Annotated in this window: 18 protein-coding genes; 7 read left to right on the top strand and 11 right to left on the bottom strand. The window is 71.8% G+C overall.

Annotated elements, in window-relative coordinates; all coding sequences use genetic code 11:
* Positions 1-15 precede the first annotated feature (15 nt).
* Together ACF07V_RS26615 and ACF07V_RS26610 are read left to right on the top strand one after the other, a co-directional pair.
* Entirely contained in the window at positions 16-474 is a 459-nt protein-coding gene (locus ACF07V_RS26615) for a carboxymuconolactone decarboxylase family protein (RefSeq protein ID WP_392157792.1), read from the top strand.
* A gap of 37 nt (positions 475-511) precedes the next feature.
* The gene (locus ACF07V_RS26610; protein ID WP_392157790.1) at positions 512-730 is read left to right on the top strand and encodes a hypothetical protein; all 219 of its coding nucleotides are present in this window, start codon (positions 512-514) and stop codon (positions 728-730) included.
* 80 nt (positions 731-810) lie between these two features.
* Here the strand turns inward: ACF07V_RS26610 and ACF07V_RS26605 are convergent, their stop codons facing one another.
* From ACF07V_RS26605 to ACF07V_RS26570, 8 genes are all read right to left on the bottom strand, one after another.
* Complete coding sequence (locus tag ACF07V_RS26605) at positions 811-2,382, bottom strand: APC family permease (RefSeq protein WP_392157788.1); 1,572 nt, start codon at positions 2,380-2,382, stop codon at positions 811-813.
* A 260-nt stretch (positions 2,383-2,642) separates the two neighbouring features.
* The gene (locus ACF07V_RS26600) at positions 2,643-4,100 is read right to left on the bottom strand and encodes an aldehyde dehydrogenase family protein (protein ID WP_392157787.1); all 1,458 of its coding nucleotides are present in this window, start codon (positions 4,098-4,100) and stop codon (positions 2,643-2,645) included.
* On the bottom strand, positions 4,097-5,824 hold the full coding sequence (locus ACF07V_RS26595; RefSeq protein ID WP_392158154.1) for an amidohydrolase family protein: 1,728 nt from the start codon (positions 5,822-5,824) through the stop codon (positions 4,097-4,099). Before ACF07V_RS26595 ends, ACF07V_RS26600 begins: the two co-directional genes overlap by 4 nt.
* A 116-nt stretch (positions 5,825-5,940) precedes the next feature.
* Entirely contained in the window at positions 5,941-7,065 is a 1,125-nt protein-coding gene (locus ACF07V_RS26590; protein WP_392157786.1) for an LLM class flavin-dependent oxidoreductase, read from the bottom strand.
* Between the two features lie 99 nt (positions 7,066-7,164).
* Complete coding sequence (locus tag ACF07V_RS26585; RefSeq protein WP_392157784.1) at positions 7,165-7,926, bottom strand: SDR family NAD(P)-dependent oxidoreductase; 762 nt, start codon at positions 7,924-7,926, stop codon at positions 7,165-7,167.
* Between the two features lie 11 nt (positions 7,927-7,937).
* Positions 7,938-8,855, bottom strand: coding sequence for a TIGR03619 family F420-dependent LLM class oxidoreductase (locus ACF07V_RS26580; RefSeq protein ID WP_392157783.1), 918 nt, complete (start codon positions 8,853-8,855; stop codon positions 7,938-7,940).
* A 229-nt stretch (positions 8,856-9,084) separates the two neighbouring features.
* Entirely contained in the window at positions 9,085-10,260 is a 1,176-nt protein-coding gene (locus ACF07V_RS26575; protein WP_392157781.1) for a hypothetical protein, read from the bottom strand.
* A gap of 190 nt (positions 10,261-10,450) precedes the next feature.
* Positions 10,451-11,668 carry an amidohydrolase family protein gene (locus ACF07V_RS26570; RefSeq protein ID WP_392157780.1) on the bottom strand — a complete coding sequence of 406 codons (1,218 nt, stop codon included), beginning with the start codon at positions 11,666-11,668 and terminating at the stop codon, positions 10,451-10,453.
* Between the two features lie 167 nt (positions 11,669-11,835).
* Between ACF07V_RS26570 and ACF07V_RS26565 the strand changes: the two genes are divergently transcribed.
* Both ACF07V_RS26565 and ACF07V_RS26560 read left to right on the top strand, forming a co-directional pair.
* The gene (locus ACF07V_RS26565) at positions 11,836-14,901 is read left to right on the top strand and encodes a BTAD domain-containing putative transcriptional regulator (protein ID WP_392157779.1); all 3,066 of its coding nucleotides are present in this window, start codon (positions 11,836-11,838) and stop codon (positions 14,899-14,901) included.
* A 222-nt stretch (positions 14,902-15,123) separates the two neighbouring features.
* Positions 15,124-15,345 (top strand): hypothetical protein, encoded by a 222-nt coding sequence (locus ACF07V_RS26560; RefSeq protein ID WP_392157778.1) that lies wholly within the window; start codon positions 15,124-15,126, stop codon positions 15,343-15,345.
* Between the two features lie 279 nt (positions 15,346-15,624).
* On the opposite strand, the gene ACF07V_RS26555 is transcribed toward ACF07V_RS26560, so the two are convergent.
* A complete protein-coding gene (locus ACF07V_RS26555) occupies positions 15,625-16,263 on the bottom strand; it encodes a hypothetical protein (RefSeq protein ID WP_392157777.1) in 639 nt (212 codons plus the stop codon).
* Between the two features lie 93 nt (positions 16,264-16,356).
* On the bottom strand, positions 16,357-17,907 hold the full coding sequence (locus ACF07V_RS26550) for a FadD3 family acyl-CoA ligase (RefSeq protein ID WP_392158153.1): 1,551 nt from the start codon (positions 17,905-17,907) through the stop codon (positions 16,357-16,359).
* A 173-nt stretch (positions 17,908-18,080) separates the two neighbouring features.
* On the opposite strand from ACF07V_RS26550, the gene ACF07V_RS26545 reads away from it, so the two are divergent.
* Genes ACF07V_RS26545 through ACF07V_RS26535 form a run of 3 tightly spaced genes read left to right on the top strand, consistent with a single transcriptional unit; the run spans position 18,081 to position 20,427 of the window.
* Positions 18,081-19,223 carry a lipid-transfer protein gene (locus ACF07V_RS26545; protein WP_392157775.1) on the top strand — a complete coding sequence of 381 codons (1,143 nt, stop codon included), beginning with the start codon at positions 18,081-18,083 and terminating at the stop codon, positions 19,221-19,223.
* Positions 19,224-19,228: 5 nt separating this feature from the next.
* Positions 19,229-19,654: a Zn-ribbon domain-containing OB-fold protein gene (locus tag ACF07V_RS26540; protein ID WP_392157773.1), complete on the top strand. Its 426-nt coding sequence runs from the start codon at positions 19,229-19,231 to the stop codon at positions 19,652-19,654.
* The gene (locus tag ACF07V_RS26535) at positions 19,651-20,427 is read left to right on the top strand and encodes an enoyl-CoA hydratase/isomerase family protein (protein WP_392157772.1); all 777 of its coding nucleotides are present in this window, start codon (positions 19,651-19,653) and stop codon (positions 20,425-20,427) included. Before ACF07V_RS26540 ends, ACF07V_RS26535 begins: the two co-directional genes overlap by 4 nt.
* A gap of 24 nt (positions 20,428-20,451) precedes the next feature.
* On the opposite strand, the gene ACF07V_RS26530 is transcribed toward ACF07V_RS26535, so the two are convergent.
* Positions 20,452-21,009 carry a hypothetical protein gene (locus ACF07V_RS26530; protein ID WP_392157771.1) on the bottom strand — a complete coding sequence of 186 codons (558 nt, stop codon included), beginning with the start codon at positions 21,007-21,009 and terminating at the stop codon, positions 20,452-20,454.
* Positions 21,010-21,033 lie beyond the last annotated feature (24 nt).

Below are 21,033 nucleotides of genomic sequence, written 5' to 3'. Positions count from 1 at the left end.
CCTAAGGAGCCCTCCGTGTCCGCACGCATGCCCAACCCCGCCTCCGTCCTGCCCGAGGCCGGCCCGGCGATCTTCCAGCTGATCAAGGCCGTCCAGTCGGGCGGCGACGTGCCCGGCACCACCCTGGGCCTGGTCCACCTCCGGGTGAGCCAGATCAACGGCTGCGGGTACTGCGTGGTCGGAGGGGCCCTGACCGCGCGGAAGGAGGGCGAGACGGACGAGCGGCTGCACTCCGTCGCGGCCTGGCGGGAGACGCCGTACTTCACGGACGAGGAGCGGGCGGCGCTCGCCCTCGCCGAGTACGCGACCCGGCTCGCGGACCGCCCGGACGCGGTGCCGGACGCGGTGTGGGAGGAGGCGGCCCGGTACTACGACGAGAAGCAGCTGGCCCGGATCGTGCTGTGGATCGGCGTCAGCAACCTCTTCAACCGGCTCAACGCGACGACCCGGCAGCCGGCCGGCGGGACCTGGTAGTCGTAACCGGACGCGGGCCGTCCGCGTTACGCCGGGCATGAAGAGGATCCTCACCGCAGCCGCCCTGACCGTCTTCGCCGCCGCGGGTGCCGCGGGCGCCACCGCCGGCACCGCCGCCGCCGACACGGGCGGCCTGAACCTTCCCTCGGTCGTCCCGCTCAGCGGCGTCCTGACCCCCAAGGCGAAGCCGGCCCACACCCCCGACCTCCCGCCCGCCAACGCAGCGGTGGAACGCCTGCTCCCCGGGCACCACTGACCGACACGGAGAAGGACGAAGACGGCGGGACCCCCCACGGGCCCGCCGCCTTCGCGTTTCTCGGACGCCTCAGGAGGGCGTCAGTCGGCGACCACCAGGGACGGGGTCTCCTTCGTGAGGATCTCGCCGCGGAAGAACGCGGGGCTCCTGCGCTGCATGACCAGCATGATCACCACGCCGAGGAGCAGCAGCCCGACGCCGATCACGAAGACCGAGCCGACGCCGAAGACCGCGGAGCCGGAGCCGTACGCCGGGTCCCACATGTCGTAGAGCGTCTTGCCGAAGACGGCGGTCAGCATCAGGCCGCCGAGGAACGGGATGACGCCCTTGAAGGCGAGGTCGCGGGCGGAGCGGAAGAGTTCGGCGCGGAAGAACCAGACGCAGGCGAAGGCCGTCAGCGCGTAGTAGAAGCAGATCATCAGGCCGAGCGCGTAGATGGTGTCGACCAGGACGTTCTCGCTGACCAGGGTCATCACGGTGTAGAAGACGCCGGTCGCGACGCCGGCGACGATCGTGGCCTTGCCGGGGACCTTGAAGACGGGGTGGACCCGGGCGAAGGACGGCGGCAGCGCCTCGTAGCTGGACATGGCGAGGACCGTGCGGGCGACCGGGATGAAGGTGGTCTGCAGGCTGGCGGCGGCGGAGGCGAGGACGGCGACGAAGAGCGCGATGCCGAGGACGGGGCCCATGACCGGGCCCGCGAGGGCGGCGAAGACGTTGTCGGAGGTCTCCGGGTTGGCGAGGCCGAGGCCCTTGTCGCCGGAGCCGACGACCATCTGGGCGGCGATGCCGGTGGCCAGGTAGGAGCCGACCAGGACGACCATCGAGATGAGCGCGGCGCGGCCGGGGGTCTTGTCGCTGTCGGTGGTCTCCTCGTTGGCCGTGAGGCAGGTGTCCCAGCCCCAGTACATGAAGATCGACAGCGAGAGGCCGGCGGTGAAGGCCGCGAAGGAGCCGACGGAGAAGGGGTTCAGCCAGGACCAGGAGAAGCTCGCCCCGGTCGGGAAGTCGACCGAGCCGGCCTTGGAGAAGGCCATGACGACGAAGACCAGGAGGACGGCCAGCTGGAGGCCGACCAGGGTGTACTGCACGCCCTTGGTGGCGGTCATGCCGCGGTAGCTGATCGCGGTCGCGGCGGCGATCAGGGTGAGGCAGGTGAGGATGTGGACGGCCTTGTTGTCGTCCAGGGCGGCGATCGAGTCGTTGCCGCTGATCTCACCGGCGAGCAGCCAGAAGTACGAGGTCGCGACGCCGGCCAGGTTGGACAACACGATGATCGTCGCGATGACCAGGCCCCAGCCGCACATCCAGCCGACCTTGGGGCCGAAGGCCTTCACGGTCCAGGTGAAGGAGGTGCCGCAGTCGGGCATGCGCTTGTTGAGTTCGCGGTACGCGAACGCGACGAGCAGCATCGGCAGGAAGCCCGCGAGGAAGACGGCGGGCATCTGCAGTCCGACCTCGCCGGCGGTGGAGCCGAGCGTGGAGGTCAGGCAGTAGACGGGGGCGACGGTCGAGATGCCGATGACGGCGCTGCCGAGGAGGCCCACGGAGTTGCCGCCGAGGCCCTTGGTGCGCACGCCGGAGGCGCTGCCCGGGGCGTCGGCGCCCCTAACCGTGTCTCCGGCCTGCTGCCGTACATCCACCTGAGTCATGAACTCGACGTTAAATGCTGCGGTTTCCATATCCGGAGGATCGGACTCCGCTCACTTGATCGATCATGACCTTGCATTGCGAGGGTCGAATCGGACACTCGCCAATGATTGAAAGATCGACCAACCGAGCGAGCCGACCAACCGGTAGGTCCGGCGACGAGTGTCCGATATGCGGGAACCGCAGCTGTGCCCCAAATGTCCGTTTCAAAAATTTCCCGTGGAAATTTGGAGACGGTTCTCACCCGGGCCGTCCCGGGTTCTCACCCCGGCCAGACGACCGCCTGCAGCTCGCTGTACGCGTGCAGCGCGTACGAGCCCACGTCCCGCCCGACACCGCTCTTCTTGAAGCCGCCGAACGGCGCCTCCATGTTCCGGCCGATCGTGTTCACGCCCACCCCACCGGCCCGCAGCCGGGCCGCGACGCGGAAGGCACGGGCCACGTCACCGGACCACACGTAGTCGATCAGCCCGTAGTCGCTGTCGTTCGCGAGCGCGATGCCCTCCTCCTCGTCGTCGAAGGGCACGACCACCACGACCGGCCCGAAGATCTCCTCCCGGACCACCCGCATCTCGTTGGTGCAGTCCGCGAGCAGCGTCGGGGCCACGTAGAAGCCCCGGTCGAAGTCCGGACGCTCGCCGCCCGCGACGACCCGGGCCCCCTCCTTCCTCCCCACCTCGACGTACGACTCCACCCGGTCGCGGTGGGCCGCCGAGATCACCGGGCCGACCACCGTCCCCTGCTCCGCCGGGTCTCCCACCTTCATGAAGGCCAGATAGCCGGTGAGCTTCTCGATCAGCCGCTCGTACACACCGCGCTGGGCGAGGACCCGGGTCGGGGCGGTGCAGATCTGCCCGCTGTAGAAGGCGAAGGTCGTCCCGATGCCCATCACCGCCGAGTCCAGGTCGGCGTCGTCGAAGACGAGCGCGGCCCCCTTCCCGCCCAGCTCCATCAGCTGCCGCTTGAGCGAGCGGCCGCAGACCTCGCCGATCGCCTGCCCGACGGCCGTGGAGCCGGTGAAGGAGACCATGTCGACGTCCGGGGAGTCGACGGCCGCCTCGCCGACCGCCTGTGCGGAGCCGGTGACGACGTTCACCACCCCTGCCGGGACCCCGGCCTCCTCCAGGGCGCGGGTCATCGCGTACACGGAGAGCGGGTCCTGCGGGGCCGGCTTCACCACGACCGTGTTGCCCATCGCGAGCGCCGGGGCGATCTTGCCCGCCGGGTTGGCCCAGGGGTTGTTGTACGAGGTGATGCAGGTGACCACGCCGACGGGGCGCCGCGCCGCCACCGCGCCGAACACCCCGGCCTTCCCCATCGGGCCGGCCTCGTTGATCTGCGGGGGCAGCGCCTGCTCGACCGGTTCCATCGCCCCGCGCGCGTACCGGCGGAAGCGGGAGGAGCCGACCGCGACCTGCATCCCGCGCGCGGTGCCGGTGGTGGCGCCGGTCTCGGCCCGGGCGAGCAGCGTGTTCGCCTCGGCGTCGCGGGCCATCAGGTCCGCGGCCCGGTCGAGGATCGCCGCCCGCTCCTCCGGTCGCGTACGGGACCAGGTCGCGAAGGCCTCGCGGGCGGCGGCGGCCGCCTCGTACACCTGGGCCCGGGAGGCCTCGGGCGCCAGGCCGACGACCTCCTCCGAGGCCGGGTCGATCACCTCGTAGTGGCCACCGTCGGGCTCGACCCACTCTCCCCCTATGTAGAGGCGCTCGATCCGGGTCATCGTGTGCTCACCGTCCTCGTGTCGCGGCCCGAGCGCAGCACCTTCCCCGGTACCGCGCCGGTCACCTCGTCGTCCCGTACCGTCTCCACGCCGTTGACCCGCACCGACACGATCCCCACCGCGCGCGAGTCGAGGCGCGGGCTGTCCCCCGGCAGGTCGTGCACGAGGGTCGCCGGGCCCGCGTCGATCCGCTCCGGGTCGAAGAGGACCAGGTCGGCGTGGAAGCCCTCCGCGATCCGGCCGCGCTCCCGGAGCCCGAAGAGCCGGGCCGGGTCGTCGCTCAGCATCTTCACGGCCCGCTCCAGGGGGACCAGCTTCCGGCCGCGGAGGCAGTCGCCGAGGAAGCGGGTGGTGTACGGGGCGCCGCACATCCGGTCCAGGTGCGCGCCCGCGTCCGAGCCGCCGAGCAGGACGTCCTCGTGGTCCCAGGTCTCCCGGCGCAGCGCCCAGGAGGCCGGGTCGTTGTCGCTGGGCATCGGCCACAGGACGGTCCTCAGGTCGTCGTTGGCGCAGATCTCGACGAGGGCCTGGAAGGGGTCCTGGCCGCGCTCGGCGGCGATGTCCTTCACGACCCGGCCGGTGAGGCCCTCGTTCTCCCGGCTGTACGTGTCGCCGATGACGTACCGGCCGAAGTGCGCGAGCCGCCGGAAGACCCCGGCCTCCTTCGAGTCCGCGCGCCGCAGCATCTCGGCCCGTACCTCGGGGTCGCGGAGCTTCGCGATCCGCTCGGGGACGGGGAGGGCGAGGATCTCGCCCCAGCCGGGGATGAGGTTGAGGGCGCAGAAGGTCCCGAGGGACATGTTCATGGGGGTGAGGATCGGCATCGTGAGGGCGACGATCCGGCCGCCGGACTTGCGGGCCCGCTCGGAGGCGGTGAGCTGGCGGGGGACGCGCTCGGGGACGGCGGCGTCGATGGTGAGGACGTTCCAGTTGAGGGGCCGCCCGGCGGCGGCGGTCATCTCGACGAAGAGCTCGATCTCGTCGTCGGAGAACTGGTCGAGGCAGCCGGCGAGGATGGCCTCGATCTGCGTCCCCTCGTGCTCGCCGACGGCCTTCGACAGGGCGATCAGCTCGGCGGGCGTGGCGTGCCGGGAGGCGACGGGGGCTCCGTCGCCGTCGGAGTGGGTGGAGGACTGGGTGGTGGAGAGCCCCCAGGCGCCGGCGTCCATGGCCTCCTTGAGGAGGGCGACCATCTGCGCGAGCTGCTCCTCGGTGGGCTGTCCGCCGACGGCGTCCGCGCCCATCACGTACCGGCGCAGGGCGCAGTGGCCGACCATGAAGCCGGCGTTGACGGCGATGCGGCCGTCGAGGGCGTCCAGGTACTCGGCGAAGGAGGACCAGCTCCAGTCGACGCCCTCCTCCAGGGCCTTGAGGGCCATGCCCTCGACCTTGGACATCATGCGGCGCGTGTAGTCGGCGTCCTCGGGCCGGTCCGGGTGGAGGGGCGCGAGGGTGAAGCCGCAGTTGCCGCCGGCGACGGTGGTGACGCCGTGGTTCATGGACGGGGTGGCGTACGGGTCCCAGAACAGCTGGGCGTCGTAGTGGGTGTGCGGGTCGACGAAGCCGGGCGCGAGGACGAGGCCGGTGGCGTCCTCGGTGGTACGGGCCGTGGCGCCGGGCCCGGGGAGGACGATCCGGCCGTCGCGTATCCCCACGTCGGCGATCCGGGCGGGGGCACCGGTGCCGTCCACGACGGTGGCGCCCTTGATCAGGTGGTCGAGCATGCCGTTCCCTCTCATGAACGTGGGTGTGCCCCGGACCGGGGCCGCCGCGGGGCCCCGGCCGGGGCCGGTACGGGGCGGCGGTCCGGGAAGGCACCGCCCCGCGCTCGTGGGTGGGGTCAGTTCCCCGCCGCCCGGCGGAAGCGGGTCGTGCGGTGGACCGGGTCCGTGTCGATCTCCGGGATCACGTGCTCCCCGATCAGCTTGATCGAGTTCATCGTGTCCTCGTACGAGATCCCGATCGGGAGGCCGAAGGACAGCTGGTCGGCGCCGGCCTGCTCCCAGCGCTTGCACTGCGCCAGGACCTCGCTCGGGTCGCCGCAGATCATCAGTTCCTCCTGGATGAGGAGTTCGATGATCTCGGCCGAGTACTCGGGGAGGAGCTCGGGCCACTCGGGGATGCCCTCGGGCCGCGGGAAGGTGTCGTGGTAGCGGAAGAGGAGGGACTGGAGGTAGTTCAGTCCGCCGCCGACCGCGATCTCGACGGCCTTCTCGTGGGTCTCGGCGCAGATCGCGGTCGAGGTGACCATGACGTTGTCGTTGACGAAGTCGCCGACCGCCTTGGCCTCCTTGATCGCGTTCTTGTAGGACTCGACGACCCACTCCATGTCGGAGACCTTCTGGACGCTGAATCCCAGGACGCCGAGGCCCATCTTCCCGGCCATGGCGTACGAGGAGGGGGACCCGGCCGCGTACCACATGGCGGGGTGGGACTTCCCGTACGGCTTGGGGAGGACCTTGCGGGGCGGCAGCGACCAGTGCTTGCCCTGGAAGCCCACGTACTCGTCCTGGAGCCACATCTTGGGGAACTCGGCGATGGTCTCCTCCCAGATCTCCTTCGTGTGGTTCATGTCGGTGATGCCCGGCATGAACCCGAGGATCTCGTGGGAGCCCGCCCCGCGGCCGGAGCCGAACTCGAAGCGGCCGCCGGAGAGGTGGTCGAGCATCGCGACCTTCTCGGCGACCTTGACCGGGTGGTTGACGGGGGCGAGGGGGTTGAAGATGCCGGAGCCGAGGTGGATCCGGTCGGTGGCGTGGGCGAGGTAGCCCAGGTAGACGTCGTTGGCGGAGAGGTGCGAGTACTCCTCCAGGAAGTGGTGCTCGGAGGCCCAGGCGTACTTGAAGCCGGACTTGTCGGCCTGGATGACGTACTCGGTCTCCTCCATGAGGGCCTTGTGCTCGGCTTCGGGATCGGTCTCGGCGCGCTTGCCGACGTATCCCTGTACGAAGATCCCGAATTCCAAGGGGGTTCACCGTCCTCATTGTTTCTGACGATCCGTCAGATTCCTTGATGTGCCCGACTCTCGCACCGCCACGCAGGTGCGTCAATACCTGACGAGGCGTCAGAAGAGGCTCACTCCGGCCAGCCAGCCGCCGTCGATCACGAACGGCTGGCCCGTGATGTACGCCGAGTCCTCCCCGGTCAGGAAGAGCGCGAGGGCCGCCACCTCCTCCGGCCGCCCGATCCGGCCGAGCGGCACGAGCTTGCGGTACAGCTCGGCCGTGGCCGCCGGGTCCACGCCCTCCGGGTTGCTCATGGGGGTGTCGATCGCGCCCGGGCAGACGGCGTTCACCCGTACGCCCTTGGCGGCCAGCTCCAGCGCGGCGACCCTGGTGAGCCCGAGCACGGCGTGCTTGGAGGCGGCGTAGGCGCCGACCCCGGCCATCCCCGTCAGACCGGTGTACGAGGCGGTGTTGACGATCGTCCCCCCGCCGGCCGCCGCGATCTCGGGCGCGACCGTGCGGATGCCCAGGAAGCAGCCGGTCTGGTTGACGGACACGATCGCCTGGAACTCCTCCAGGGGTGTCGCCACCAGCTCGTTGAAGCGGAGGATGCCCGCGTTGTTGACGAGCCCGTCGATCTTCCCGAACCGCTCCTTGGCCGCCGCCACGGCCGCCGCCCACTCCCCCTCGCTCGTCACGTCCAGACGGACGTACGCGGCCCGGTCCTCCCCCAGCTCCTTGGCCAGCGCCTCCCCCGCGTCGTCCAGGACGTCCCCGAGGACCACCTTCGCCCCCTCGGCGGCGAACAGCCGCGCCTCCTGCTCGCCCTGCCCGCGCGCCGCCCCGGTGACGAGGACGACCCGCCCGTCGAGCTTGCCCATGTCCGCACTCCTTAGAGATGAGGTGCGACCTCCGTACCGAAGGCCGCCATCTGGTCGATGAGTTCGGCACGGCTCCGGGACCGGAACCGGACCTGGATCTGGTGCACGCCCATCTCCCCGTACGCCCGCAGGGAGGCGGCGAGCTCCTCCGGACGGCCGCTCAGGGTGCGCCTGCCGACCTCCCAGCCGGGCGCGCCGACGTACAGCGCCTCGGTGATCGCGCCGACGGTGATCGGCTCCGCGATCCCGGCCTCGGTACGGAGCCGCAGCAGCGTCGCGACCTGCCCGGCGAGCTTCTCGCGCGGGTCGCCCTGCGGCAGCCAGCCGTCACCCTTGAGGGCGGCACGGCGCACGGCGGCCGGCGAGGAGCCGCCCACCCAGAGCGGGACCCGCTCCTGCGCGGGTCGGGGCAGCTGCCCGAGGTCCTTGAAGGCGAACCGCTCCCCCAGGTGCTCCGGGTACTCCTCGGGCCCGAGGGCCGCCCGCAGCGCGTCGACCGTCTCGTCGAGCACGGCGCCCCGGCGGGCGAAGTCCACGCCGAGCGCCTCGAACTCCTCCTGGACGTGCCCGGCGCCGACCCCGAGGACCAGCCGGCCGCCGGAGAGGTGGTCGAGCGTCGCGTACGCCTTCGCCGTGACGAGCGGATGGCGCAGACCGACGACGGCGACGTGCGAGAGCAGCCGGACCCGCTCGGTGGCGGCGGCGAGGAAGGAGAGCGTGGCGACCGGGTCGTACCAGACCGTGCTCATCGGCCCGGCGAGCCGGCGCGGGATGGCGACGTGGTCGCAGCTCGCGAGGTAGTCGAAGCCGTGGGCGTCGGCGGCCCGGGCGACGGCGAGCAGATCCGCCGGGCCCGCGGCCGCCTCCCAGGGCTCGGCGTAGAGGGTGCTCTGCGACTGGACCGGCAGCTGCATGCCGTAGACCACCATGGGGAACCCCTTACCTGACGGACCGTCACTTCAACGAGCAGGGCCATGCTCGTACCTGACGATCCATCAGGCAAGGGGTAGGAGCTTCCGGGTGCCCGGCACGCCCCCGCCCGGACAGCGCGGAGCTGCCCGGGCGGGGACGGTCTTCGTACGGCGGCGGTCTTCGTACGGCGGTGGTCTTCGTACGGCGTTGGTCTTCGTAAGGCAGCGGTCTTCGTACGGCGGCGGGTCAGGCGCCGTCCGCCGCGCCGGCCGTCCTCACATGGCGCACCACGGCCGCGCAGGCCAGGCAGACGATGGCCACGGCACTCAGGAGCGCGAGCGCCTTCGCCCAGGCGAAGGCGGTGCCGAGGCTGCCGCTCAGCAGCTCGACGGTGCGCACGCCCGCGACTCCGTGGAGCGCGATGACGAAGACGGCGACCCCTGCGGCGGCCGCCCAGGCGATCAGGGTGTCCCGGGCCGCGAGCCACACCGCGCACGCCAGGCAGAGCACGGTGACGACCACGGACAGCGCCTGCGCGTCACCGCCCGAGCGGAGGCCGTCGAGGTCCGTCGGCAGATGGATGAGACCGCAGGCGAACAGCGCGACCGCCGCGGGCCAGCGCAGCACCGACCGCAGCGCGGGAGAGGAGACATGACTGCCGGGACCCGCGGCCAGGGCGCCGTCCAGCGGGGACTTCCGCCCCTTGGCGGCGCCGCCGGCGCGCCCGGGGACGGTGGCGACCGGTGCGGCTCCGCCGGATTCGGCCTTCCGCGCCACGTCGTCGCCCCCGCCCGTGGTGGACCGCCAGTCGCTGCTGTCGGCACCGAGGATGCCGACGAGCCGGACCACGTCCTCGACCGGCCGGCCCACCGCCGCGGCGCGCAGCGTGGTCTCGGCCTGGTGGAGGTCGTAGCCGGAGGCGTTCAGGAGCGCGAGCAGCTGGCGCACCTCGTCGAGCGGGCGGGTGACGGCGGCCGCGCGGAGCGCCACGTCCGCGGGGCTGGAGAGCTCGCCGGTCTCCTGGAGACGGGCGACCAGCGTGGCGACCTCCTCGACGGGCCGCTCGGTGGCCGCCGTCCGCAGAAGGGTGTGCACCGCTTCGTCACCGGACTCCTCCGGGGACTCGGAAGCGGTCTGCGGCTCGGGGGCGACCGGAGACTCGAAGGCGTTCTGCGGCTCGGGGGCGACCAGGGCCTCGGAAGGGATCTGCGGCTCGGGGGCGACCGGGGACTCGGAAGCGGTCTGCGGCTCGGGGCCGGCCGGGGACTCCGGCTCGGGCGGGAGCCCGGGGAGGGGAGGTGCGCCGAGGACCGGGGACGAGAAGACAACCGACGGGCGGGGCTCTGTGGGCTCTGTCGTGGGCTCTGTGGTCGGTGCGATGTCGTCGTCCGCCGGATGTATGTGCGGGAGGTCGGTGGTCATGTCACAGGCTCCGTTCGTGAACATCCCGGGGGACGTCCACCGTGGCTGTCTCGTATGTGCAAGAAACGCACACTTGACTACTATTCGCGCACAGCCTGTGACACTCCGCCATCAGGGGTGGTTCACGTTGGGCCAATGGGGCGACGACCTCGGCCGGGCCCCTCGGGGGACCCGGCCGAGGTCACGGGGGCTACGGCCGCCAGAGCCCTTCCGGGGACAGCCCGAGGAGGTCGATCGCGTTGCCGCGGACGATCCGCTCGACGACGTCGGAGGGCAGGTGGCCCATCTGGGCCTCGCCGACCTCCTTCGACTTGGGCCAGGTGGAGTCCGAGTGCGGGTAGTCCGTCTCGTACAGGACGTTCCCCGCCCCGATCGCGTCGAGGTTGCGGAGCCCGAAGGCGTCGTCGAAGAAGCAGCCGAAGACGTGGTCCGCGAAGAGCTCGGACGGCGGGCGCGTGACCTTGTCGGCGACGCCGCCCCAGGCGCGGTTCTCCTCCCAGACGACGTCGGCGCGCTCCAGGATGTACGGGATCCAGCCGATCTGCCCCTCGGCGTACATGATCCTCAGGTTCGGGAAGCGCTCGAACTTGCCGCTCATCAGCCAGTCGACCATCGAGAAGCAGCAGTTGGCGAAGGTGATGGTGGAGCCGACGGCCGGCGGGGCGTCGGCGGAGGTGGACGGCATCCGGCTGGAGGAGCCGATGTGCATGGCGATGACCGTGCCGGTCTCGTCGCAGGCGCGGAAGAAGGGGTCCCAGTGGTCCGTGTGGACCGAGGGGAGCCCGAGGTGCGGCGGGATCTCGGAGAAGGCGACGGCCCGGACCCCTCGCGCGGCGTTCCGCCGGACCTCGGCGGCGGCGAGCTCGGGGTCCCAGAGCGGGATGAGGGTGAGCGGGATGAGCCGCCCGTGCGCCTCGGGCCCGCACCACTCCTCGACCATCCAGTCGTTGTAGGCGCGGACGCAGAGGAGCCCGAGCTCGCGGTCGCTCGCCTCGGTGAAGGTCTGCCCGCAGAAGCGGGGGAAGGTGGGGAAGCAGAGCGCGGACTGGACGTGGTTGACGTCCATGTCGGCGAGCCGGTCCGGGACGGAGTGGGAGCCGGGCCGCATCTGCTCGTAGGTGATGACTTCGAGGCGTATCTCGTCCCGGTCGTAGCCGACGGCGGTGTCGAGCCGGGTGAGGGGCCGGTGGAGGTCCTCGTACACCCACCAGTCGCCGATCGGTCCGTCGTCCCCCTTGGCGCCCATGACCGGGGCGAACTTGCCGCCGAGGAAGGTCATTTCCTTGAGCGGGGCGCGGACGATCCGGGGGCCGGTGTCGTGGTACCGGGACGGGAGCCGGTCCCGCCAGACGTGCGGGGGCTCCACGGTGTGGTCGTCCACCGAGATGATCTTCGGGAAGGTCTCCATGGGTTTCACGGTAGCGCCGATCTGACGGTCCGTCAGCTAGTGGGCGCCAGAACGGCCGTGCAACGGCTCCGCAACAGCCCGCACAACGGCCGACCCGATGCTGACGGACTCCCTCCGGACAAGGCAGACTGTCCTGGGCGAAACCAGCGGTAAGGGCAGGGGGAGCGATGGACCGTGAGAACGGGCCGCGAGTTCCGGCGCGATTCCCGGGCGAAAGCGACGCCAAGGCCGGACCTGGCGTGCCCGCCCAGCGGAACGGCCGGGTGACGGCCACCGCCGGTGGTGAACAGAACCCGGGCGCGGCCGGCACCGAGGAGACAGCCCTCGCGCAGCAGCCGACCGGCGACGGGCTCCGCTTCGGCGTGCTCGGCCCCGTCCGCGCCTGGCGCGACGGCGAACCCGTCCCCACCGGCTCCCCGCAGCAGCGCGCCCTGCTCGCCGCACTGCTCCTGCGCGGCGGCCGCACCGCCACCGCGCACGAGCTGATCGACGCGCTCTGGGGCGAGGAACCGCCCTCCCAGGCGCTCGCCGCTGTCCGTACGTACGCCTCCCGGCTCCGCAAGGCCCTCGACCCGAAGGTCCTGGTCAGCGAGTCCGGCGGATACGCCCTGCGGACGACCGCGCTCGACGTGACCGAGGCACAGGAGCTGGCCGCCGAGGCGGACAGGCTGCGCGCGGCCGGGGACCGGACGGCCGCGCGGGCGAAGCTCGCCGAGGCGCTGGACCTGTGGGACGGCGAAGTACTGGCCTCCCTGCCCGGCCCGTACGCCGAGACACAGCGGACCCGCCTGGAGGAGTGGCGGCTCACCCTCCTCGAAACCCGCCTGGACATCGACCTGGAGGTCGGCGCGCACGCGGAGGCCGTCTCCGAACTCACCGCGCTCACCGCCGCGCACCCGCTGCGGGAGCGCCTGCGCGAACTCCTCATGCTCGCGCTCTACCGCAGCGGCCGGCAGGCGGAGGCGCTCGCGGTGTACGCGGACACGCGCCGGCTGCTCGCGGACGAACTGGGAGTGGACCCGACCCCGGAACTCTCCCGTCTCCAGCAGCGGATCCTCCAGGCCGACGCCGAACTCGCCCGCCCGGTCGAGGAGCCGGCGCCGACGGCGGCGGCCGTCGCCCGCCCGGCGCAGCTCCCGGCGACGGTCCCGGACTTCACGGGCCGCGCCGCGTTCGTACGGGAACTGGGGGCCCGGCTCGCCACCGCCGAGGGGCACGTCATGGCGGTCTCGGCACTCGCGGGCATCGGCGGCGTCGGCAAGACGACGCTCGCCGTGCACGTCGCCCACGAGGCCCGGCCGCACTTCCCGGACGGCCAGCTGTACGTGGACCTCCAGGGCGCGGGCTCGCGGGCGGCGGCACCGGAAACGGTCCTCGGCTCGTTCCTGCGGGCCCTGGGCACCCCCGACTCGGCCATCCCGGACTCCCTCGACGACCGGGCGGCGCTGTACCGCTCGACGCTGGACGGCCGCCGGGTCCTGGTCCTCCTGGACAACGCGCGGGACGCGGCGCAGATCCGCCCGCTCCTGCCGGGTACGGCGGGCTGCGCGGCCCTGGTCACGAGCCGCATCCGCATGGTCGACCTGGCGGGGGCGCACCTGGTGGACCTGGACGTGATGTCCCCGGAGGAGGCGCTCCAGCTGTTCACCCGCATCGTCGGCGAGGAGCGGGTGGGAGCCGAGCGGGAGTCGGCCCTGGACGTGGTCGCGGCCTGCGGCTTCCTCCCCCTGGCGATCCGCATCGCGGCGTCGCGCCTCGCCGCGCGCCGCACGTGGACGGTCTCGGTGCTCGCGGCGAAGCTGGCGGACGAACGCCGCCGGCTGGACGAGCTCCAGGCGGGCGACCTGGCGGTCAAGGCGACGTTCGAACTCGGCTACGGGCAGCTGGAACCGGCCCAGGCGCGCGCCTTCCGCCTCCTGGGGCTGGCGGACGGCCCCGACATCTCGCTGGCGGCAGCGGCGGCGGTCCTCGACCTCCCCCTCTGGGACACGGAGGACCTCCTGGAGGCCCTGGTCGACACGTCCCTGGTGGAGTCCGCCGCTCCGGGCCGCTACCGGTACCACGACCTGGTGCGCCTCTACGCGCGTGCGTGCGCGGACCGCGACGAACAGCCCCCGTCGGAGAAGGAGACGGCGCTCTCCCGCCTCCTGGACTTCTACCTCTCGACGGCGGCACGCGTCTACGCCATCGAACGCCCCGGCGACCGCCTGGTGGACCACCTGGAACCGACGTCGTACGAGGGCCTCGCCTTCACGGACCGCCACGAGGCCCAGGACTGGCTGTACGCGGAAGCGAACTGCCTCCTGGCAACGGTCCGCCAGTCGGCGGCGTCCCCGTCCACCCTCCGCAGGGGAGTGGACCTGCTGTGGGCGTCGCTGGACCTGGCGGAGTCGGGCGCGAACTCGAAGGAGTACGAGGCGGTGGCGACGGTGCTGCGGGGGGCGGCGGGCGGTCAGGGCGACTCCCGTGCCGAGTGCCGGGCCTCGATCGCCCTCGCGTACGGCCATCACGTCTCGGGCCGCTTCACCCAGGCCGACGAAGAGGCCCGCACCGCCATGCGGCTGGCCACCTCGGTGGACGACCCGCTGCCCCTGTGCTGGGCGCCGAACATCCTGGGCGTCATGGCGTTCTACCAGAACAACCACGCAGAGGCGGAGCAGCACTTCGCCGGCGCCATCGCACACTTCCGCAGCTGCGAGGACCTTGCCGGTGAGGCGAGTGCGCTGTGCAACCTCTCCCGCATCCACCTGATCACAGGACGCACCGACAGCGCGGTGCGCCTCGCCCAACAAGGCACGGACACGTACGACGCCCTCGGGCACGCCCTGAAGGGGGCCAACGGACGCTATGCACTGGGCATGGCGCTGGCTCAGAGCGGTCAGTTCAGCGCCGCCGCCGAGCGGCTCAAGGAAGCCCTCGCCGTCTTCCGCGACAGCCGGCAGCGGCTCTGGGAGGGGATGACGCTGTACCGGCTCGCCGAGGCCGAGGTCACGGAAAGGCGGTACGCCCAGGCCGCGTCGAACGCGGAGCTGGCCCTGACCGTCCTGCGCGGCATCGGCGGCGAATGGAGGCGGGGCAACGTCCTGACCGTTCTCGGCCACGCCCTCACCGGCATCGGCCAGACAGGGCGCGCGGAGGTCTGCTGGCGTGACGCGCTGGAGGTCTTCGACTCCTTGGGCTCCCCCGAGGCCGAGACCGTACGGGCACTGCTCGATCCGGCAGCGGTCGCCTGACCTCCCTGGCCTGGACGTTCATCGTTCGTTTATCGCGGTCCGACATGCTCTGAAGCAGTCGATCCGTCGCGTCGGGGGGCAGACGGGTCGCCCAGGAGACCCTCACTCGGACGCACTAGGGTGAGCGGCCCTGCAGCAGGTGCCCGTCCGGCAGTCCACGGGGGAACAGCCGGACGGGCACCTCAGCACCGACTCACCCGATTCTGCGAGAGGTTGCACACCGTGAGTGACACCGTCAGCCCCACCAACATCCACATCACCGGTGACGAGACCACTGATGTGACCACCAAGAACATCCACATCACCGACGGCGAGGACGGCGCCGCGATAGCCGAGAAGATCGGCATCCACGTCGCGGGCGGCGCCGAGGCGCAGGCCGCCTCCGCCGACACCGGCACCGCCACGACCGACAACATCCACATCACGTCCGAGCCGGCCAACTAAGCCACTCCCGACGGGGAACGGCCGCGGCGGCGACTTCGGGGGAGCTGCCGGGGCCAGCCGAGGGAGGTCCGGTCGACGGGGGAGCACACGGGCTCGGGGGACGCCCGGCGGAACCAGGGGGGATCCGCCCGGGCAGGGCCCGTGCGCAACGCGATCGGACCACCGCACAAAGGAGGGGCCGGGCAACTGCCCGGCCCCTCCGGCGTGCGCGCTCACGGGCGGCGGATACGCCGGGCGTCCGCCGGGCAGGCGGACGCGGGGAGCGTGTGCCCCGGCCCGTCAGCGGGCGTACGAGCCGAGGCCGATGAGGCAGTAGACGTACTCGCTGATGGTCGTGCCGTTCATCGTGTAGCGGTGGGAGAAGGCGTACTCCGTCTTCGGGTTCGCGTTGCAGTTGTTCATGTCGGAGGTGAACGGGAAGGCCTGGATGACCTTGTAGTGGGCGTCCGAGGCCGAGCACGACACCTCCTCCACGCCGCTGACGCTCTGCGCGGTCTCCGAGTTCGGGAGGGTGCCGTTGAGGCAGGTGCCCTTCTCGTACGGGTCGGGTTCCTTCTCCGTGGGGGTCGTGCTCGGGAACGGCTCGTACGAGTAGGTCGGCATCGGGCCCGGGCCCGCGCTGCCGGGGGTCTCGTCCTTGTCGTGGTTCAGGAGGTACGAGCCGCCGACGAGGGCTCCGACGACGGCGAGGGTGACCAGGCAGCCGAGGCCGCCGGACTTCTTGGGGGCCGCCGGGGCCCCTGCGACCGTGATGCGCAGGTACACCGTGCCCTCGCCGAGCCTCGCCGCGACGAGTTCGCCGTGGCGGCAGGGGCGGACGGTGATGTGGGCGGGGCCGGACGGCAGCTGGACGGTGAGGATCACGCCCTGGGCGGCCTGTTGCGGGGTGAGCGCGAGGGGGATCTCTTGCGTCGGCACCGGCTGCTCCTGAGGGGAGAAGGTACGTACACGAAGGCTTGCCCGTATGACGTGTACACGATGGGAGTTGGTTGCGGTGCCCTCCTCCCCCGGTCAGGCTCGCTTCCTCAGCTCCCCCTTCACGACCTTCCCGCTCGCGTTCCTCGGCAGCTCCGTCACGAACTCGACCTCCCTCGGCACCTTGTAGTTCGCCATCTCCCGGCGCGACCAGGCGATCAGGTCGTCCGCGGTGACCCTGGCCCCGGCCCGGCGTACCGCGAAGGCCTTGCCGACCTCGCCGAGGCGCGGATCCGGGATGCCGATGACGGCGACGTCCGCGATGTCGGGGTGCAGGCCGAGGAGCTGTTCGATCTCGGCCGGGTAGGCGTTGAAGCCGCCGACGATGAACATGTCCTTGAGGCGGTCGGTGATGCGGAGGTTGCCGGCCTCGTCCAGGACGCCGATGTCGCCGGTGTGCAGCCAGCCGTCCGCGTCGATCGTCGCCGCCGTCGCCTCCTCGTCCTCGAAGTAGCCCTTCATCACGTGGTGGCCCCGGACCAGGACCTCGCCCGTCTCCGAGAGGCGTACCTCCGTGCCGGGGATCGGGCGGCCCGAGGTCTCGGCGATCGTCCCGTCCGGGTCGTCGCGGCGGCACATGGTGACGATGCCGCTCGCCTCGGAGAGGCCGTACGCCGTGAGGACCGTGCCCACGCCCAGTTCGGAGCGGAGGCGTTCGACGAGCCGGAGCGGGACCACGGCCGCGCCCGTCACGACGAGGCGGAGGGTGGCCAGGTCGGACGCGGGGCGGGCCGGGTGGTCCAGGAGGGACTGGTGGAGGGTGGGCGGGCCGGGGAGGACGGTGATGCGTTCGGCGGCGATGTTGGCGAGGACGGTGTCCACCGTGAAGACGGACTGCGGGACGATCACGGCGCCCCGCATGAGGCAGGCGAGGATGCCGGCCTTGTAGCCGAAGGTGTGGAAGAAGGGGTTGACCACGAGGTAGCGGTCGCCCTCCGCCAGGCCCGCGAGCCCGGACCAGATCGCGTAGCAGCGCAGGGACTGGGCGTGGCTGATGACGGCGCCCTTGGGGCGGCCGGTGGTGCCCGAGGTGTAGATGATGTCGGAGGGGGCGTCGGGGTCGATGCCGTCGGCGCGGGCGCGGACCCGGGCGGCCGGGACGGTGTCGCCCTCCGCGAGGAAGGCCTTCAGGGTGGTCCAGCCCGCCTCGTCGGGGGCGGTGTCCCCGAGGACCACCACCCGCTCCAGGTCGGGGAGTTCGATGCCCGAGCGGCGCAGGGAGGCCACGTACGAGGTGCCGAGGAAGGTGCCGGTGACGAAGAGGAGCCTGGCCCGGGAGCGCCGGAGGACGTCGGCGGCCTCGGTGCCCTTGAAGCGGGTGTTCAGGGGGACGAGGACGGCGCCGGCGGTGACCGCGCCGAGGGCGGAGACGATCCAGTCGAGGGTGTTGGGGGCCCAGATCGCGACCCGGTCCCCGGTGCGTATGCCGGTGGCGAGGCAGGCGGCGGCCGCCCGTTCGACGCGCGTCCCGAGTTCGGCGTAGGTGACGCGGACGCGGCCGTCGACGACGGCCTCCCGCTGCCCGTACCGCTCGGTCGCCGCCCGTACGAGGCCGGGGATCGTGCCCCATTCCAGGTCCCCGCGCAGGTCCTCGCCCGGGTCCGTACCCACGTCCGTCCCCACGCCCGTCCCCACGCCCGTCCCCACGTTCATGCCCGCGTTCCTGCCCGCGTCCATGCCCCACCTCCAGTAGCTGACTATCCGTCAGATTAGTTGTAGCCTGACGCGCTGTCAGCAGTGCTGCCCCATGAGGAGGTTCGGTGCTCAAGGACGCCACGGCCATCGTCGGGATAGGACAGACCGCCTTCGCGAAACAGCTCCACGAGACCGAGAAGACCCTCGCCTGCCGGGCGATCCTCGCCGCTCTCGACGACGCCGGGATCGACCCGTCCGAGGTCGACGCCTTCGCCTCGTACACGATGGAGGAGACCGACGAGGTCGAGGTGGCCAAGGCCATCGGGGCCGGAGACGTCACCTTCTTCAGCAAGGTGGGGTACGGAGGAGGCGGGTCCTGCGCCACCGTCGGACACCTCGCCGCCGCCGTCGCCACCGGCCAGGCGAGCGTCGGCGTCGCCTGGCGGTCCCGGAAGCGGGGCAGCGGCCCGCGCCCCTGGAAGAACACCGCCGTCCAGCTGCCCACACCCGGCCAGTGGACCCGCCCCTTCGGACTGCTCCGCCCCGCCGACGAGATCGGCATGCTCACCCGCCGCTACATGCACGAGTACGGCGCCACCCGCGACCACCTCTTCAACGTCGCCCTGGCCTGCCGCAACCGCGCCAACCAGAACCCCGCCGCGATCATGTACGAGCGGCCGCTGACCCGCGAGATGTACATGACCGCCCGCTGGATCAGCGAACCCCTCTGCCTCTTCGACAACTGCCTGGAGACCGACGGGGCGCTGGCCTGCGTGATCGTGAGCGCCGCGCGCGCCCGTGACTGCCGGCAGAAGCCCGTCTACGTGCACTCCGCCGCCCAGGGCCTGCCCGCCCAGCACCACGGCATGGTCAACTACTGGAACGACGACCCGCTCTCCGGGCCCGCCTGGACCGCCGCCCGCCATCTGTGGAAGACCGCCGACTTCGGCCCGGACGACGTCGACGTCGCCCAGATCTACGACGCCTTCACCCCGCTCGTCCCGCTCTCCCTGGAGGGCTACGGCTTCTGCGGACGCGGCGAGGGCGGCGCCTTCACCGAAGGGGGCGCCCTGGAGATCGGCGGGCGGCTGCCGCTCAACACCGGCGGCGGCGGGCTCTCCGAGGCGTACGTGCACGGCTTCAACCTCATCAACGAGGGCGTGAAGCAGCTCCGCGGCACCTCCACCGCCCAGGTCCCCGACGCGGCCACCTGCCTGGTCACGGCCGGCGAGGGCGTCCCCACATCGGCCATCCTCCTCAGGAGCTGATCACCGTGCTGAACCCCGTCATCGACGAAGACGGCGCCCCCTTCTGGGAGTACGCCGCCCGCGGCGAACTCCGCGTCCAGGCCTGCGCCGCCTGCGGCGAGCTCCGCTTTCCGCCCCGGCCCTGCTGCCCGCACTGCCGGTCCTTCGACAGCGAGTGGCGGCTCATGTCGGGACGCGGCCGGATCTGGTCGTACGTCCTCCCCCACCCGCCGCTCCTGCCCGACTACGCCGCCCAGGCCCCGTACAACGCGGTGCTCGTCGAACTCGCCGACGCACCCCGCATCCGCCTCGCCGGCAACGTCGTCGCCGCCCCCGACGCCCCCCTGAACTCGGTCGACCCGGCCCGGCTCCGCATCGGCGCCCCCGTCCGGGTCGCCTTCACCGAGATCGACGGCATCGCCGTCCCCCGCTGGCTCCTGGAGCGCGCATGAGCATCCGGGTCGAGCGCGACAAGGAGACCGGTGTCGCGGTCGTCACCCTCGACCGGCCCGGGAAGCACAACTCCCTCACCCTGGAGATGGCCCGCGAACTCTCCGCCGTCTGGCGTGGCTTCCGGTACGAGGACGAGGTCCGGGCGATCGTCGTCACCGGGGCCGGCGGGCGGGCCTTCTGCACCGGGATCGACCGCGAGGACGCCGGAAGGATCCCGCAGCCCTCCTCCCCGTACACGATCGACGACCCCCTCCTCACCATCGGCCCCAAGGCGAACGACCTGTGGAAACCGGTGATCGCCGCCGTCGAGGGCATGGCCTGCGGCGGGGCCTTCTACCTGCTCGGCGAGGCCGAGTTCCTGATCGCCGGCGAGAGCGCCACCTTCTTCGACCCGCACACCACCTACGGGATGGTCAGCGCCTTCGAGACCGTCCACATGGCGCAGCGGATGCCGTACGGAGAAATCGCCCGGATGGCCCTCATGGGCACCGCCGAACGGGTCTCCGCCCGACGCGCCTACGAGACGGGCCTGGTCAGCGAGGTGACGGAGCCGGGCGGAGCCCTCGACGCCGCCGTCCGGGCCGCCGCCGTCATCGCCTCGTACCCGACCGGGGCCGTCCAGGGCACGGTCCGGGCCCTCTGGTCCACCAGGGACGCCTCCCGCACCCCGGCCCTCGCGCACGCCCCGCACCTGGTGACGCTCGGGAACCTCCCGGCGGACCGGCAGGCGGAGCTGTTCACCCGAAGGAGTGGCGAGTACCGGCTCCGGTGACGGACGGGGCGGTCCCCGCCACTGCTACTTCTTCCGCACGTCGTACACCCAGCAGTTCTTGACCGAGGCGACCGCCTTCGGGGTCTTCATCGCGACCTCGAAGGTCTTCTCCTCGTAGGGCCCGACGGTGACGACGGCCGTGGCCGAGTCGACCGCCGAACCCGTGACGCCCTTGAACTCCAGGGTCACCTCGTACGTGCCCGCCAGCGCGTCGTGCGAGGTGATCTTCAGGGTCGACGTGGTGTCCGCCTTGCGGGCGGGCTTTCCCTTGCGCTTCTTCTGCGCGGGCTTCACGCAGTCGACGACCACGACCTCGACCGCGGCGGAGGTGGGGGAAGGGCTGATGCTCGGCGTGGAGCCGCCCGAGCCGCTGTAGTCGTTGTTGCCCTGCTCGTCGCTGGAGCAGCCGCCGCCCGAATCGTCGTCGTCGGAGTCCGAGTGGCTCCGGCTCTTGCTCTTGCCGCTCTTGCTCTTCCCGCTGCCGCCGCTGCTGCCGTGGCCGCCCTTGCCGGTGTGGAAACCGGTCAGCGCGAGGACCACCACCGTGAGCGTCGCCGCGAGCTTCAGGCGTGTCCGCACCATCGCCGCCGCCCCCTTCTTCATGTC

The sequence above is a fragment of the Streptomyces sp. NPDC015661 genome (assembly GCF_043077765.1).
GTDB lineage: Bacteria > Actinomycetota > Actinomycetes > Streptomycetales > Streptomycetaceae > Streptomyces.
The sequence above is the reverse complement of the archived record's forward strand: the minus strand, read 5'-3'. Positions and strand labels throughout refer to the sequence as shown.

Excerpts from the sequence above, each read along its gene's own strand:
- ACF07V_RS26575 (WP_392157781.1), bottom strand. The coding sequence starts at position 10,260 with ATGACCACCGACCTCCCGCACATACATCCGGCGGACGACGACATCGCA.
- ACF07V_RS26570 (WP_392157780.1), bottom strand. The coding sequence starts at position 11,668 with ATGGAGACCTTCCCGAAGATCATCTCGGTGGACGACCACACCGTGGAG.
- ACF07V_RS26535 (WP_392157772.1), top strand. The coding sequence starts at position 19,651 with ATGAGCATCCGGGTCGAGCGCGACAAGGAGACCGGTGTCGCGGTCGTC.
- ACF07V_RS26585 (WP_392157784.1), bottom strand. The coding sequence starts at position 7,926 with ATGGGCAAGCTCGACGGGCGGGTCGTCCTCGTCACCGGGGCGGCGCGC.
- ACF07V_RS26580 (WP_392157783.1), bottom strand. The coding sequence starts at position 8,855 with ATGGTGGTCTACGGCATGCAGCTGCCGGTCCAGTCGCAGAGCACCCTC.
- ACF07V_RS26565 (WP_392157779.1), top strand. The coding sequence starts at position 11,836 with ATGGACCGTGAGAACGGGCCGCGAGTTCCGGCGCGATTCCCGGGCGAA.
- ACF07V_RS26595 (WP_392158154.1), bottom strand. The coding sequence starts at position 5,824 with ATGCTCGACCACCTGATCAAGGGCGCCACCGTCGTGGACGGCACCGGT.
- ACF07V_RS26610 (WP_392157790.1), top strand. The coding sequence starts at position 512 with ATGAAGAGGATCCTCACCGCAGCCGCCCTGACCGTCTTCGCCGCCGCG.
- ACF07V_RS26600 (WP_392157787.1), bottom strand. The coding sequence starts at position 4,100 with ATGACCCGGATCGAGCGCCTCTACATAGGGGGAGAGTGGGTCGAGCCC.
- ACF07V_RS26530 (WP_392157771.1), bottom strand. The coding sequence starts at position 21,009 with ATGGTGCGGACACGCCTGAAGCTCGCGGCGACGCTCACGGTGGTGGTC.
- ACF07V_RS26605 (WP_392157788.1), bottom strand. The coding sequence starts at position 2,382 with ATGACTCAGGTGGATGTACGGCAGCAGGCCGGAGACACGGTTAGGGGC.